At 73.0% G+C, this 14,093-nt stretch carries 13 protein-coding genes, 1 pseudogene and 1 riboswitch; of the genes and pseudogenes, 10 read left to right on the top strand and 4 right to left on the bottom strand.

What is annotated here, in order from left to right; translation table 11 throughout:
• Window positions 1-60: 60 nt before the first annotated feature.
• From AMK25_RS03500 to AMK25_RS03485, 4 genes and pseudogenes are all read left to right on the top strand, one after another.
• Window positions 61-1,380: pseudogene (locus AMK25_RS03500) on the top strand (M14 family metallopeptidase); the annotation flags it as partial.
• 120 nt (window positions 1,381-1,500) lie between these two features.
• A riboswitch (cobalamin riboswitch) is annotated at window positions 1,501-1,594 on the top strand.
• A gap of 107 nt (window positions 1,595-1,701) precedes the next feature.
• Window positions 1,702-2,634 carry an ABC transporter substrate-binding protein gene (locus tag AMK25_RS03495; protein WP_073826416.1) on the top strand — a complete coding sequence of 311 codons (933 nt, stop codon included), beginning with the start codon at window positions 1,702-1,704 and terminating at the stop codon, window positions 2,632-2,634.
• A gap of 77 nt (window positions 2,635-2,711) precedes the next feature.
• Complete coding sequence (locus AMK25_RS03490; protein WP_051611556.1) at window positions 2,712-3,806, top strand: FecCD family ABC transporter permease; 1,095 nt, start codon at window positions 2,712-2,714, stop codon at window positions 3,804-3,806.
• On the top strand, window positions 3,803-4,582 hold the full coding sequence (locus tag AMK25_RS03485; protein ID WP_073826413.1) for an ABC transporter ATP-binding protein: 780 nt from the start codon (window positions 3,803-3,805) through the stop codon (window positions 4,580-4,582). Before AMK25_RS03490 ends, AMK25_RS03485 begins: the two co-directional genes overlap by 4 nt.
• Before the next feature lie 395 nt (window positions 4,583-4,977).
• Here AMK25_RS03485 and AMK25_RS03480 read toward each other — a convergent pair whose 3' ends face one another.
• From AMK25_RS03480 to AMK25_RS03470, 3 genes are all read right to left on the bottom strand, one after another.
• The gene (locus tag AMK25_RS03480) at window positions 4,978-5,736 is read right to left on the bottom strand and encodes a VOC family protein (protein WP_073826410.1); all 759 of its coding nucleotides are present in this window, start codon (window positions 5,734-5,736) and stop codon (window positions 4,978-4,980) included.
• Window positions 5,737-5,830: 94 nt separating this feature from the next.
• Window positions 5,831-6,568, bottom strand: coding sequence for an ABC transporter permease (locus AMK25_RS03475; RefSeq protein ID WP_073826407.1), 738 nt, complete (start codon window positions 6,566-6,568; stop codon window positions 5,831-5,833).
• Between the two features lie 9 nt (window positions 6,569-6,577).
• Entirely contained in the window at window positions 6,578-7,465 is an 888-nt protein-coding gene (locus AMK25_RS03470) for an ABC transporter ATP-binding protein (RefSeq protein ID WP_073826403.1), read from the bottom strand.
• A 155-nt stretch (window positions 7,466-7,620) separates the two neighbouring features.
• Between AMK25_RS03470 and AMK25_RS03465 the strand changes: the two genes are divergently transcribed.
• From AMK25_RS03465 to AMK25_RS03450, 4 genes are read left to right on the top strand one after another with little or no spacing between them, the layout of a single operon-like run.
• The gene (locus AMK25_RS03465; protein WP_073826399.1) at window positions 7,621-7,941 is read left to right on the top strand and encodes a type VII secretion target; all 321 of its coding nucleotides are present in this window, start codon (window positions 7,621-7,623) and stop codon (window positions 7,939-7,941) included.
• 9 nt (window positions 7,942-7,950) lie between these two features.
• Window positions 7,951-8,877: a WXG100 family type VII secretion target gene (locus AMK25_RS03460; RefSeq protein ID WP_073826395.1), complete on the top strand. Its 927-nt coding sequence runs from the start codon at window positions 7,951-7,953 to the stop codon at window positions 8,875-8,877.
• A 9-nt stretch (window positions 8,878-8,886) separates the two neighbouring features.
• On the top strand, window positions 8,887-9,240 hold the full coding sequence (locus AMK25_RS03455) for a YbaB/EbfC family nucleoid-associated protein (protein ID WP_073826392.1): 354 nt from the start codon (window positions 8,887-8,889) through the stop codon (window positions 9,238-9,240).
• A gap of 4 nt (window positions 9,241-9,244) precedes the next feature.
• On the top strand, window positions 9,245-9,844 hold the full coding sequence (locus AMK25_RS03450) for a hypothetical protein (RefSeq protein WP_073826389.1): 600 nt from the start codon (window positions 9,245-9,247) through the stop codon (window positions 9,842-9,844).
• Window positions 9,845-9,863: 19 nt separating this feature from the next.
• On the opposite strand, the gene AMK25_RS03445 is transcribed toward AMK25_RS03450, so the two are convergent.
• A complete protein-coding gene (locus AMK25_RS03445) occupies window positions 9,864-11,909 on the bottom strand; it encodes a HelD family protein (RefSeq protein WP_073826386.1) in 2,046 nt (681 codons plus the stop codon).
• A gap of 264 nt (window positions 11,910-12,173) precedes the next feature.
• On the opposite strand from AMK25_RS03445, the gene AMK25_RS03440 reads away from it, so the two are divergent.
• Window positions 12,174-12,755: an ArsR/SmtB family transcription factor gene (locus AMK25_RS03440; RefSeq protein ID WP_073826383.1), complete on the top strand. Its 582-nt coding sequence runs from the start codon at window positions 12,174-12,176 to the stop codon at window positions 12,753-12,755.
• Between the two features lie 40 nt (window positions 12,756-12,795).
• Complete coding sequence (locus tag AMK25_RS03435; protein ID WP_073826381.1) at window positions 12,796-14,037, top strand: MFS transporter; 1,242 nt, start codon at window positions 12,796-12,798, stop codon at window positions 14,035-14,037.
• The last annotated feature ends 56 nt before the right edge of the window (window positions 14,038-14,093 follow it).

Genomic DNA, 14,093 nt, shown 5'->3' with positions numbered 1-14,093 from the left:
GTGTCTCCTGGTGGAGTGTGCGGACAACGGGAGCTCTCCCGTACCCCCAGGAGGTTGTCCATGGCCTTCCGCACCTCTCCGTTCCGCCGCCGGCTGGCGCTCGCCGCCGCCATCGGCCTGACCATCGTCAGCGCGGCCGCCGCGCCCGCCGTCGCCCGGCCCGCGCCGGAAGGCTCCGGCGAGCCGGCCACCGTCGCGTACCGGGTGCTCGGCCCACGCACCGCCGCGGACCGCACCGCGGTCGCCGGCACCGGCGCCGCCATCGACTACTCCGAACACGGTGTGTTGCACGTCACGGCCACCAAGGCCGAGGCGAACGCGATCACCCGGCTCGGGTTCCGGCTCGAGAAGGACGTCGTGCCGGAGCACAACCACGCCGACGGGGACATGACCGCGAACGCGTTCCCGTCCGCCGACTCGAACTACCACGACTACGCCGAACTGACCACTGTGGTGAACAAGGTGGTCGCCGACCACCCGACGATCGCCCGCAAGCTGAGCATCGGCACGTCGTACCAGGGCCGGGACCTGATGGCCGTGAAGATCTCCGACAACGTCGCCACCGACGAGGCGGAGCCGGAAATCCTGTTCAACGCCCAGCAGCACGCCCGCGAGCACCTGACCGTCGAGATGGCGATCTACCTGCTCAACCTCTTCACCGACAACTACGGCAGCGACTCCCGGATCACGAACATCGTCAACTCCCGGGAGATCTGGATCGTCCCCACCGTCAACCCGGACGGCAGCGAGTACGACATCGCCACCGGCTCCTACCGCTCCTGGCGCAAGAACCGGCAGCCCAACAGCGGCTCGACCGCCATCGGCACCGACCTGAACCGCAACTGGGGCTACCAGTGGGGCTGCTGCGGCGGCTCGTCCAGCTCGAAGTCGTCGGACACCTACCGGGGCCCGTCCGCGTTCTCCGCGCCGGAGACCGCGGCGCTGCGCAACTTCGTCAACAGCCGGGTCGTCGGCGGGGTGCAGCAGATCAAGGCCAACATCGACTTCCACACGTACTCGCAGCTGGTGCTCTGGCCGTACGGCTACACGTACAGCAACACCGCCACCGGCATGACCGCCGACCAGTACAACACCTTCGCCACCATCGGCCAGCAGATGGCGGCGACGAACAACTACACCCCGGAACAGTCGAGCGACCTCTACATCGCCGACGGCACCAGCATCGACTGGATGTGGGGAGCCCACAAGATCTGGGCGTACACCTTCGAGATGTACCCCGGCTCGGCCTCGGGCGGCGGCTTCTACCCGCCGGACGAGGTGATCCCGGCGCAGACCTCGCGCAACCGCAGCGCGGTGCTGCTGCTGGCCGAGTACGCCGACTGCCCGTACCGGGCGATCGGGAAGCAGAGCCAGTACTGCTGACCTCACCACCGGGTGGGAACCCCGGTTCCACCCCCGCCGGGGTTCCCACCCACCCCCACCGTCCGGACGATCTCCGCTGGTCGTGCGCTACCGTGGCACCGACCGTGCCACAGCGAAGCCGGTGCGAAACCGGCGCTGTCCCGCAACTGTGATGCCCCGTACGCGCGGCGTCGGCCTCCCGCCGGCGCCGACGGACGTGGGACGAGCCAGGTCGCCTGCGGCCCGGTCGCGACACGCGCTCTCGAGGAAGGGCGCCTCGCGGGCGGGCCTTTTCTCCTGTCGGCGAAGCACCACACTCCTCGACCGACAGGAGGCTTCATGTCCAGACGTACCCCCCGGCTCTTCGCCACCGCGCTCGCGGCCGGCGTGCTGCTCCTCGGCGGCTGCGCCGAGAAGACCTCGACCGACACCCCCGCCGCCGGCGCCTCCGGCGGTGCCTTCCCGGCCACCGTCGGCAAGCTGACGCTGGAGAAACGGCCCGAGAAGATCGTCTCGCTCTCGCCGACCTCGACCGAGATGCTCTTCGCCATCGGCGCCGGCAAGCAGGTCACCGCCGTCGACGACCAGTCGAACTACCCGGCCGAGGCACCCCGCACCGACCTGTCCGGCTACCAGCCGAACGCCGAGGCGGTCGCCTCCCGCAACCCCGACCTGGTGGTGATCTCGGACAACCTCAACAAGATCGCCGACCAGCTCGTCGCGCTGAAGATCCCGGTCCTGCAGATCCCCGCCGCGGCCACGCTCGACGACACGTACCGGCAGCTCACCGACCTGGGCACACTCACCGGCCACCGGTCCGAGGCCGAGGCCGTGGTGCAGAAGATGAAGGACGACATCACCGCGCTGACCAAGGACCTGCCCAAGCGCACCGAGAAGCTGACCTACTTCCACGAGCTGGGCCCGGAGCTGTACACCGCGACCAGCAAGACCTTCATCGGCACCATCTACGCGCTCGCCGGGCTGGAGAACATCGCCGACCCGTCCGACGCCGACGGGAAGAACGGCGGCTACCCGCAGCTCTCCCAGGAGATCATCGTCAAGGCGAACCCCGACTTCGTCTTCCTGTCCGACACCAAGTGCTGCAAGCAGAGCGCCGACACGGTGAAGGCGCGCAGCGGGTGGGCCGGCATCAACGCGGTGAAGAACAACCAGATCGTGGGGCTGGACGACGACATCGCCTCGCGCTGGGGCCCGCGCGTGGTCGACCTGCTGAAGGTCATCGTCGACGCCACCGCCAAGGTCCCGGCCTGACCGTGGCCCTACGACAGGCGGACTCCGCCCCGAACCCGGCCGGAACGCCTCGGGCGTCCCGGCCGGGCATCCGGCCGCTGTCCCGCCCCGGGCGGCGCGGGGCGCCCGGCGCGGGCGGCGCCCCGGTCCGGCCGGCCGGACTGCGCAAGCGCTGGCTGCTCGCCGGAGTCGTGGCGGTGCTCGTCGCGCTGGTGGCCGGCGTCTCGCTCGGCCCGGTCAGCCTGCCGCCCGGCAGCGTCGCCGCCGAACTGCTCAACCTGCTACCCGGGGTACGCCTGGACAGCGGGCTCACCGAGCGGGAGATCGCGATCATCACCGAGCTGCGGCTGCCCCGGGTCGTGCTCGGGCTCCTCGTCGGCGCGCTCCTCGCCCTGGCCGGCGGCTGCTACCAGGGCGTCTTCCGCAACCCGCTGGCCGACCCGTACCTGCTCGGCGTAGCAGCCGGCGCCGGTTTCGCGGTCACCACGGCGATCGTGCTCGGCGCCGGGGCCGGCGGGGCGCTGACCGGGCTGCCGATCACCATCCCGCTCGCCGCGTTCGTCGGCTCGCTCGGCGCGGTCGTGCTGACGTACCTGCTCGGCGCGGCCGGCGGGCGGGACCGGTCACCGGCCACCCTGATCCTGGCCGGGGTGGCGGTCTCGGCGTTCTTCGGCGCCGGGCAGACGTACCTGCTGCAACAGCACTCCGACAACATCCAGCAGGTCTACTCCTGGCTGCTCGGGCGGCTCGCCACCGCCGGCTGGCACGACGTGTGGCTGGTCCTGCCGTACTTCGTGCTCACCGCCGTTGTGGTGCTGCTGCACCGGCGCGAGCTGGACGTGCTCTCCGTCGGCGACGACGAGGCCACCGGCCTGGGACTGCACCCGCAGCGGTCCCGCTACCTGCTGATCGCCGCCGCGTCGCTCGGTACCGCCGCCGCGGTCTCCGCGTCCGGGCTGATCGGCTTCGTCGGCATCATCGTGCCGCACACCATGCGGCTGCTCTTCGGTTCCAGCCACCGGATCATCCTGCCGCTGTCGATGCTGTTCGGCGGCGCGTTCCTCGCGCTCACCGACGTGGTCGCCCGTACCGCCGCCGCCCCCGCCGAGATCCCGATCGGCGTGGTCACCGCGCTGCTCGGCGGCCCGTTCTTCGTCCTCGTCCTGCGTACCGCCCGCCGGGTGGCGATGTGAACGCCCCCGCCGTGCGCGTCCACGACCTGCGGGTCGCCCTCGGTGGCAACCCGATCCTCGCCGGCGTCGACCTGACGGTCGCCGCCGGTGAGTGGGTCACCGTCATCGGCCCCAACGGCGCCGGCAAGTCGACCCTGTTGCGCGCCGTCGGCGGCCTGCTGACCGGCCCGGGCGAGGTCGCACTCTTCGGTACGCCGATCGGCGCGCTCCGCCGCCGCGAACGAGCCCGGGTGGTGGCCACCGTGGCACAGTCCCCGGTGGTGCCGGCCGGCATGTCGGTCTTCGACTACACGCTGCTCGGGCGCACCCCGTACATCCCGGCGCTGGGCCGCGAGTCCGCCGCCGACCTGGCCGCCGTGCACGAGGTGCTGGACCGGCTCGACCTCGGGCCGTTCGCGCACCGTGAGCTGGCCACGCTCTCCGGCGGCGAGCGGCAGCGCGTCTTCCTGGCCCGGGCGCTGGCCCAGGGCGCCACCCTGCTGCTGCTGGACGAGCCGACGAGCGCGCTGGACATCGGGCACCAGCAGGAGGTGCTGGAACTGGTCGACCAGCTCCGCCGCGCGCACGGCCTGACCGTGCTGGCCACCATGCACGACCTCTCCATCGCCGGCGAGTACGCCGACCGCCTGGTCCTGCTCGCCGACGGCCGGGTGGCCGCGGCTGGCCCGCCCGAGGACGTGCTGACCGAGGACCTGCTGGCCCGCCACTACCGAGCCCACATCCGGGTGATCCCCGGCGACCACGGCCCCTTGGTGGTCCCCGTCCGCCCAACCTGACCCCGCCCCCGCCCCCGCCCTCGCCCCGCCCTCGCCCGCTCCGCCTCGCGCCGCCGATCTTGGACTTTCGGCCCCGACAAAAGGTGCGGATGTCACGCCACGAGGGCCGTAACCGCAAGATCGACGGGGTGGGCGGCCCTGCCCGCCCCGGCGTTCGCCGTCTCAATCCCCGGGTCGGTGTTCCGCCTTACGGGACGGTGCGCAGATCTTGGTACGAATCGGCCCTCCTGGGGGCGGTCCCGTACCAAGATCTCCAAGGCCTCCCATTTCTCCCCCTCGATCTTGGGCTTTCGGCCCCGGCGAAAGGTGCGTATGTGACGTCGCGAGGGCCGCAACTGCAAGATCGACGGGATGGGGAGGCGCGGGGGCGGGGCGGGAGGGTGCGGAGGGCGGGGTCAGCGGAGGGTGGAGATGGAGAAGAGGGCGCCGGACGGGTCGCGCAGGGCGGCGCTGCGGCCGGCCGGGTTGTCGCGCGGCGGGACGAGGATGGTGCCGCCCAGCTCGGCGGCCCGCGCGGCGGCGGCGTCGGCGTCCTCCACCGCGAAGTAGACGGCCCAGTACGCGGGCAGGTCCTCCGGCATCGACTCGGCCCGGGGCACCATGCCGGCGACGATGCGGGCGCCGCAGCGCCACCCGGTGTACGGCACCGGCCCGGCGGGACGCTCCTCCGGGTGCCAGCCGAAGACCAGCGCGTAGAACTCCTTGGCGCTCTCCGGATCGGGGGTGACCAGTTCGTTCCAGCACATCGCGCCGGGTGCGTTGAACAGTTCGGCCCCGCGCATCGCCATCGGCTGCCAGACGCTGAACACGGCGCCCGCCGGGTCGGCGAGGACCGCCATCCGGCCCTGTGTGGAGACGTCGAACGGGGAGACCACCACCTGCCCGCCGGCCGCCTCCACCCGGGTCGCGACCAGGTCGGCGTCGTCGGTCGCCACGTACATCGACCAGACCGGCACCTGGTCCGGCGTGGCGGGCGGACCGGCCCCGGCGACGGCCTTGCCGTCCTTCTGGAAGACGGTGTAACCGCCCGCGTCCGGCTCGGGGGAGATCCGTCCGGTCCAGCCGAACAGCTCGGGGTAGAACTGTCGCGCGTCCTCCAGCCCCGGCGTGGCCAGGTCGGTCCAGCAGGGCGTGCCGGGCTCGACGCCGTTCACGGTGACCCCTCTCGCCGGGGACGGTCCCGCTGGCCCGCCCTGTCGGCATCGTGGCACCGCCGGGTCGGCCGCCGGGCCGGAACCGGACAAAAGGTCAGGTGAAGCGGCGACCCTCGTCCCGCCGGTACGCCCAGCCGGCGGCCGCGGCGAGCACCAGCACCCAGACTCCCAGCATCACCAGCGACAGGGCGCCGGGCCGGAAGTCCGTGGCGGCCGCCCAGATCAGTTCCACGGCGCCCCGGGTCGGCAGGTAGGGGGCGATCGCCTTGATGAAGCCGGGCGCGTCGTCCGGCCCGGAGAGCAGGCCGCCGCCGAACGCCAGCGGGAAGAAGATCACCTGCGCCACCACGATCGCCGCCTTGCTCGGCAGCGCGTAGCCGATCGTCAGGCCGAGCAGCGTGAACGGCACCGAGATCACGGCGACCGCGCCGAGCCCGAGCAGGAACTGCAGCGCGCTGACCCGGGCCTCGGTGGCCACCGCCGCGATCACCACCACCGGGATCATCGACACGTAGGTCAGCACCAGCCCGGCCAGGATCCGCCCGGTCAACCGCGGCGCCGGCCCGGTCGGCAGCGTCCGGGTGTACGGGTTCCAGGGCTGGTCGCGGTCCTCGGCGACGCCCACGCCGTACTGGAAGATGTTGGCGGTCATCACCGCGAACGTGACCATGGCGGCGGTGGCGTAGGTGGCGCCGGCCGGGTCGTCGCCGGCGAACGGCACCACGAAGAAGAGCATCGAGGCGGCGGGGAAGAAGGCGCTGCCCACCACCGCCACCGGCACCCGGATGATCTCCAGGAGGTGGTAGCGGGCGTGGACGAGGGCGAGCGGCACGACGGTCTCCTAGGCGGGGGTGGGCGCGGGCCGGTCGCCGGCCGTGATGGCGAGGAACGCCTCCTCCAGCGAGGTGGGCCGGACCTCCAGGTCGCGGAACGCCACCCCGGCGGTGACCAGGTCACGGACGAGCTGGTCGGCGTCGGTGGTGAGCAGGTGCACCCGCCCGTCGGAGCGTTCGGTGGCGACCACCCCGGGCAGCGTCGGCAGGTCGTCGGCGACCAGGCTGACCCGGCGTACGCCGACGATCCCGCGGATCGCCGCCACCGAGTCGTCGGCCAGCACCCGCCCGTGGCCGATCACCACCACCCGCTGCGCGAGCGCCTCCACCTCTTCCAGGTAGTGGCTGCTCAGCAGCACTGTGCCGCCGTCGGTGTGGAAACCGCGGATCGCGTCCCAGAGCGCGTGCCGCGCCTCCACGTCGAGCCCGGTGGTCGGCTCGTCCAGCACCACCAGCCGGGGACGGCCGACGAACGCCAGCGCCACCGCGAGCCGGCGACGTTGCCCACCGGAGAGGCCGCCGGTCTGCCGGCGTACCTGGTCGGCGAGACCGAACCGGTCGAGCAGCTCGCCCCGGGGCACCGGGTCGGGGAAGTGCGCGGAGACGAAGTCGACCACCTCGCCGACCCGCAGCGTGCCGGGCAGGCCGGTCTCCTGCGGCGTGACGCCGAGCTGCCGCCGGCTCGCCGGGTCGCGCGGGTCGCCGCCGCACAGCTCGACCCGGCCGGTGGTCGGGCGGCGCAGTCCGACCAGCAGGTTGATCAGCGTGCTCTTGCCGGCGCCGTTCGGGCCGAGCAGGCCGACCAGCTCACCGGCCCGGACGGTCAGGTCGACCCGGTCCAGGGCCAGCACGTCGCCGTAGCGGCGGCTGACCTGTTCGGCGCGGGCCAGGATCATCCGGGGCTCCTCGGGCGGCGGAAGGGGTGCACGTGCCTTCCCTGTCTACCGTGCCGGGGCAAACGTCGCCGCCCCCTGTGGAACTGCGCACATCCCCTAGGCTGGTGGCGCCGTCGAGGACGGTGGAAGTTCCGACCGGACACTGGGGAGGGTCCGTGACCAGTCCGAGCAGGAATCTCGAGGTGCAGCCGGAGGCGTTGACGGCGTTTGCCGCCGCCTCCCGGGACCGGGCTGGCCAGTTCCGTGAGCTGCACCGCCTGTTCCGCGACGGCCACGTGGCCCGGCACGCGTTCGGCGTGATGCCGGCGTCGTTCAGCCTCGCCGCCGCCTACGAGCAGCAGTTCGAGGCGTGCCTGGAAGGGCTGGAGGACGGCGCCGAGGTGATGGCGACGATCGCCGAAGGGCTCCGCGACACGGCCGAGGCCTACACCGGCACGGACGTGGCGAACACCGACATGTTCAATCCGGGCGCCTGAGGGGGCGGGATGAGCACCGAGGCGCTGCAGCGCAACAAGACCTACTTCGAACAGATCGTGTCGGGCACGCCCGACCCGTTCAAGCCGCTGTCCAACGCCGTGCTGTGGCCGTTCGAGCAGCTGCTGGAACTGGTCGCCGGCGAGCCGGACGATCTCATGCGGGCGGCCCAGCTCGCGCTGACCACCGGCGACGCGGTCCGGCAGATCGCCGGCGACCAGGTCGCCGACCGGGCCCGGCTGCGCGGCGGCTGGGAGGGCGACGCGGCGGACAAGTTCCACGCCTCGATGGAGTCGATCGAGGAGGCGATGGAGGAGCTGGCCAAGGGGCTGGACGGCACCAAGGAGGTGCTCGTCGACGCCGCGAACGCCGCTGTCGACGCGTTCAACCTGCTGGTCGAGCTGATCCTGGAGTTCCTGCTCTGGTTCCTGACCGAGGTCATCATCGCCGCGGTGGCGGCCGTGCTCAGCGCCGGCGTCAGCCTGGCCGCCACAGTGGTGCGGGTGCTGGCCCGGCTGGCCACCGTGGTGGGTCGCATGGTCAAGATCGTCGCCCGGTTCGCGGAGATCCTCACCAAGCTGGCCACCAAGCTGCAGAAGGTCGCCGAGCTGCTCATGCGCTACCGCAGGGTGGTGCTGGAGCTCCGCGAGGCCAAGAAGGCGTACGGCGTGTTCAAGAAGGCCGGCTACACCAGGGAGGCGGTGCTGTTCAAGGCCAAACGCGCCGCCATCCTGTTCCCGGGCAAGTTCGCCATCAACCAGACGTCACCGGTGAACATCCCCGGTGTCGGCGGCGCCCTGCTGGACACCGGCATGGGCCTGCACGACATCTCCGACGGGCGCAAGGACCGCAACTACCTGGTGGACGGCACGTACCGCGAGGACCTCGGCCCGTACACCAAGGGCGTGCAGAACGTGTTCGACTCGATCGTGAACTGAGAGGCACCCATGACGTTCCCGGCCCTGGACCGGATCGAGGCGCTGGCCCGCAACCTGGACGGGTGGCAGCGCGAACTCGGCGCGCGGATGGCCGAGCTGGAGCAGAGCAACGCCACGGGCGTGAGCGACTCGGGCCTGGTCACCGTGGTGGCCGCCGCCGACGGCAAGATCCTCTCCACAGAGATCAACGCGCGGGCCATGCGGTTCGACTCCTACACGCTGGCCGAGGAGATCACCGCCGCGGCGAACCGGGCGCAGGAGGCCGCCGCCGCCCGGGTACGCGAGATCGTCGGCGAGGTGATGGGCAACGCCCCGGCGGCGGAGCGCCGTACCGACGACGGCTACGGCGACGGCCGATACTGAGCCGATGGACGAGACCAGATACCGCGATCCGATCGACCGGCTCGTCGAGCCGGGCGAGCGCGTGCTGGCCCACGCCAAGGCCGACGTCGGCCAGGGGCTCGCTCCGGCGCCGCCGCCCGAGCCGGAGTCCACCGCCGAACCTGGGCGGCGGACCGTCGGCTCGGTGCTGCTGAACGTCCTCCTGCCGCTTGCCACCTGGGACCGCGGTGACCGGCTGGTCGACCTGATCGGCTGGGGGATCGCCGGCCGTGGCGAGCCCGGCTCGGCCGCCTCCCGACTGCACCGCGCGCTCCGGCCACCACGGCCCGACCTCCAGGTCCGGGAGACGCTGCTCGCGGTCACCGACCGGCGGCTGCTGGTCTGCCGTACCGGAGGGGTCAAGCTTCTCGCCGGGCGCGAGGCCGAGGAACGCGCGCTGGCCGAGACGTCGGTGGCGTGGTCGGCCGCGCGCGCCGAGGTCGCCTCGGCCCGGGTCGGGTGGCACCGCCTCAACCCGAAGCGGCTGCGGATCACCTTCACCGACGGCTCCTGGCTGTCGTTCACAGTGCCGATCGCCGAGTCCGGACGTCCGCTGCGCGAGGTCGCCGCCGCACTGACCGGCTGACCGCGCCGGGCTGCCCGGGTCAGGCGGCCAGCGGCGCGGGCAGCGGCTCGCGGTGCAGCACGGCCAGTCGGGAGACCGCCCGGGTCAGCACCACGTAGAGGCGGTGCAGCCCACGCGGCTCGGCGGCCACGATCGCGGCCGGCTCGACGACCACCACGTGGTCGTACTCCAGGCCCTTGACCAGCGTCGCCGGGACCACAGTGACGCGCGCGGCGGCCTCGACGTCGTCGGCGGTCGCGGTCTCGACGCCCGCGTCGGCGAGCGCCGCGCGCAGCCGGTCCACCGCGTCGTCGGCGGCGATCACACCGACCGAGCCGTCGTGGGCGAGCGCCGCCCGCACCTCGGCCACCGTCGCGGCCGTCAGGTCCTCGGCGGTACGCACGTCGAGCGCGCCGTCGTGGCGAAGCGACCGGGCCGCCGGTACGTCGACGGCGAGCGCCGGCAGCAGCCGGTTCGCGAACGCCACCACGGCGGCCGGCACCCGGAAACCCACACTCAGCGGCACCACTGCGGCGTCCGGCTTGCCCAGGTGGGCCAGGGACTCCCGCCAGTCGGTCGCCGCCCACGGCGCGGTGCCCTGGGCGAGGTCCCCGAGAAGCGTGATCGAGCCGTGCTCGCTGCGCCGGGCGATGGCGCGGCACTGCATCGGGGAGAGGTCCTGCGCCTCGTCGACCACCACGTGCCCGAAGCCGGCGGGCCGTTCGAGCAGCCCGGCCACCTCGTCGACGAGCACCGCGTCGGCGGCGGTCCACCGGGTCGCCTTCGCGGTACGCGCGATCTTGCCGGAGCGGAACAGCTCCTGCTCCTCGGGCGTGAGCAGGCCGTCCGCGGCCGCGGCGAGCGCGGCGGCGTCGGTGCGCAGCCGGTGCAGCAGGCCGTCCGGGGTGAGCGCCGGCCAGACCGCGTCGAGCAGGTCGGTGACCGGCTTGATCCGGCTCATCCGGCGCAGCCAGGCGTCGCTCGGCGACTCCGCCCGGCGCGCCTCGGCCTGACGTTGCAGCAGCGCCACGATCCGGGCCCGCACCCGCTCCCGCCCGGTGGCATACGGCAGCCCTTCCGCCCGGGTCTCGGTGACCAGCCGGTGCAGCGGGTCGAGCCCGATCCGCCACCGGTACGAGCCGTCCGAGACCATGATCGGCTCGGTGGGCGTACCGATGTGGGCCTCGACGGCCCGGCGCAGGACCTCGGCCATCCGGACGTCGTGCTTGAGCGCGGCGGCGGCCGGGTCGTCGACCGCGCGGACCGGGACCCGCGTGACCAGGTCCTCCACGGTGGCCTGTTCGACCTCGACCTCGCCGAGCGCCGGCAGCACCGCCGCGATGTAGGACAGGAACGCCCGGTTCGGCCCGACGATGAGCACGCCCGAGCGGCGCAGCCGTTCCCGGTGCAGGTAGAGCAGGTACGCGGCGCGGTGCAGTCCGACCGCCGTCTTCCCGGTGCCCGGCGCGCCCTGGACGCAAATCGAGTCGGCCAGATCGGCCCGGACCAGTTCGTCCTGCTCCGGCTGAATGGTGGCGACGATGTCGCGCATCGGGCCGACACGGGGGCGCTCGATCTCGGCGGTGAGGATGCGGCTGGCCGTGCCGAGTTCCTCGCCCCGGTCCAGGTGCTCGTCCTCGAAGCTGGTCAGCACGCCCGTGCTGAACCCGAACCGGCGGCGTACCGCGACGCCCTGCGGGTCACGCGCGCTGGCCCGGTAGAACGACCGGGAGACCGGCGCCCGCCAGTCCAGCACCAGCGGCTCGCCCAGCTCGTCGGTGATGTGCCGCCGCCCGACGTGGTACTCCCGCCCGGCGTGGTCCGGGTCCGTCTCCCCGAAGTCGAGGCGGCCGAAGAACAGCGGCGTGGTGGGATCGTCGGCCAGCTCCTTGACCCGCCGGGCCATGTGCCGGCCGAGCTGCTCGGCGGTGTACGAGTCGCCGGCCACCTTGTCGCCGGTGGCGAAGAGCGCTTCGGCGCGCTCCCGCATCCGGGTCAGCGCGGCGCGGGAGGCGGTGAGGTGGGCGCGCTCGGCGGCCAGTTCGGCGTCGAGACTGGCGGTGGCGTCAACTTCGGTTGCGGGCACTGTGAACTCCGGTGGCTCAACTGAGGCTCGCTCGCGTGTCCGGGGCGGTTGGCCTGCTCCCGGCGCGGGGACGTCCGCTGCGGTGCATGCTCACCGCGGCCGTCGGGCGGCCATCCACGCTACGGCCATCCAGCGGCCAGCACCACCGATTTTCCCACCCGTAGCGATCTTGGTACGCGGCCGCCCTCAGAGGGGCGGTTCCGTACCAAGACCTGGCCGGTGGCGGGCTGCACCTCGCGTCCGTGGGCGCGGGATCATTGAGGCATGACCGAGGCGCGGCCCGAGCAGCGCCGGGTGACGATCAGCGACCCGCAGGTGATGCGGGCGCTGGCTCACCCGGCCCGTATGGCGATCATGGAACATCTCGGCACGCTGGAGGGCGGTGCGACGGCCACCGAGTGCGCCGAGATCGCCGGGCTGTCGCCGAGCGCGACCAGCTACCACCTGCGTGAGCTGGCGAAGTTCGGGCTGATCCGGCAGGCGCCCGGCCGGGGTGACGCGCGGGAGCGGGTGTGGCAGGCGGTGAATCCGTCGTTCCACGTCGAGGTGGGGCCCGATGCCGACCCGGAGGCGCGTGCGGCCGAGGCGGCCCTGGTCGAGGCGCATCTGGTCCGCGACGCGCAGCGCGTCCGGGACTGGTTGCGTAAGGCGCCGGACGAGCCGCAGGAGTGGTACGAGGCGACCTGGCTCAGCGACAGCGTGCTGCTGGTGACCGCGGAGGAGTTGACCGGGCTGAATCAGGCCATCCAGGAGCTGATGGAGCCGTACCGGCGGCGGAACCGGACCGATCCACCCGCCGGGGTCCGCCCGGTGGCGGCGCAGTACCGGGCGATGCCTATCGATTGAGGGGTTGCGTCCGCCAGGTGTGAAGGATTATTTTCGAAGTATGTCCTTCGCATCTGGCTCCTCGCGCTGGCCGGACGTCTGGCTCGCGGCCACCGCGCGCGGCATCTCCAGCTGCGGGAACTTTCTGGTCACCAGCGCCCTGACGCTCGCGCTCCAGTCCGCCGGAGCCGGTGGGCTCGCCGTCTCCGGGCTGCTGCTCGCGGCGACGCTGCCGCTGGTGGCGCTCGCCCCGCTGACCGGCCGCCTCGCCGACCGGGTGGACAGCCGGGTGCTGCTGACCGTCGCCGGGATCGGCCAGGGCGCGACATGCCTGGCGCTCGCGTACGCCCCGGAGCCGGCGCTGGTGATCGCACTGGTGGCGCTGCTGGCCACCGGCCTCGCGGTCACCCAGCCGGTGATCTCCGCGCTGGTGCCGGTCATGGTGCGGCCCGAGGACCTGCCCCGGGCCGGCGCGCTGAACCAGACCGCCGGCACGCTCGGCGCGCTCGCCGGACCGGCGCTGGCCGGGCTCCTCGTCGGCCAGTTCGGCACCCGGGTGCCGCTGCTCCTCGGCGCGCTCAGCTATCTCTCGCTGGTGGCGGCCGGGCTGCTCGTCCGTACCCGAAGGGGAGGCCGCCGGGTGACGGCCGGGACGGCCGCGGCGGTCGCGCCCCCGTGGCGGTTCCGGCGCGACCCACTGCTCACGGTGATGGTCGGCAGCGTGGCCGCGGTGATCGGCGCGGTCGGGGCGGTGAACGTGATCGAGGTCTTCTTCATCCGGGAGACGCTCGGCAGCAGCGCCACCGTGTACGGGCTGGTCACCGGCTCGTGGACGCTCGGCATCGTGCTCGGCGCGTGGCTGTTCGCCCGGGTCGCCCGCCGGCTCGCCGACGACGGCGCGCTGCTCGGCGCCGGGCTGGTGCTGCTCGGCGGATGCTGCCTGGCGGTGCTCGTGTCGGCCGCGGTGCCCTCGGCGTGGCTGCTCGTGCCGATCTGGCTGCTGGGCGGGGTGGGCAACGGCGGCGACAACGTCTTCAACAACCTCCTGCTGGCCCGGCGGGTACCGGAGGCGGCCCGGGGCCGGGCGTTCGCGGTCTTCGGCGCGGCGGCGCAGGGCGCCGCGATGGGCGGCTACCTGGTCGGGGGCCTGCTGCTGGAGGTGGCCGGCCCGCGCGCGCTGATCGCCGGCTGCGGCGTGGCGGGCCTGCTGGTCGTGGTGGCGCTGACCGGACCGGTCCGGCGGGCGGTACGCGCCGAGCGCGCCGTCGTCCCCGACGCAGCCGTGGCGGTGGAGGCCGCGTGAGCTGGTGTTAAGAAGGGCCCCTTCCTCTACCGGAGGCGTTAACAAGGGGCCCTTCC

The organism is Micromonospora sp. TSRI0369 (assembly GCF_001905625.1).
GTDB classification, from domain to species: domain Bacteria; phylum Actinomycetota; class Actinomycetes; order Mycobacteriales; family Micromonosporaceae; genus Micromonospora; species Micromonospora echinospora_A.
This window is presented reverse-complemented; position numbering and strand designations above follow the sequence as displayed.

Excerpts from the sequence above, each read along its gene's own strand:
- AMK25_RS03450 (WP_073826389.1), top strand. The coding sequence starts at position 9,245 with ATGGACGAGACCAGATACCGCGATCCGATCGACCGGCTCGTCGAGCCG.
- AMK25_RS03440 (WP_073826383.1), top strand. The coding sequence starts at position 12,174 with ATGACCGAGGCGCGGCCCGAGCAGCGCCGGGTGACGATCAGCGACCCG.
- AMK25_RS03455 (WP_073826392.1), top strand. The coding sequence starts at position 8,887 with ATGACGTTCCCGGCCCTGGACCGGATCGAGGCGCTGGCCCGCAACCTG.
- AMK25_RS03470 (WP_073826403.1), bottom strand. The coding sequence starts at position 7,465 with ATGATCCTGGCCCGCGCCGAACAGGTCAGCCGCCGCTACGGCGACGTG.
- AMK25_RS03460 (WP_073826395.1), top strand. The coding sequence starts at position 7,951 with ATGAGCACCGAGGCGCTGCAGCGCAACAAGACCTACTTCGAACAGATC.
- AMK25_RS03435 (WP_073826381.1), top strand. The coding sequence starts at position 12,796 with ATGTCCTTCGCATCTGGCTCCTCGCGCTGGCCGGACGTCTGGCTCGCG.
- AMK25_RS03495 (WP_073826416.1), top strand. The coding sequence starts at position 1,702 with ATGTCCAGACGTACCCCCCGGCTCTTCGCCACCGCGCTCGCGGCCGGC.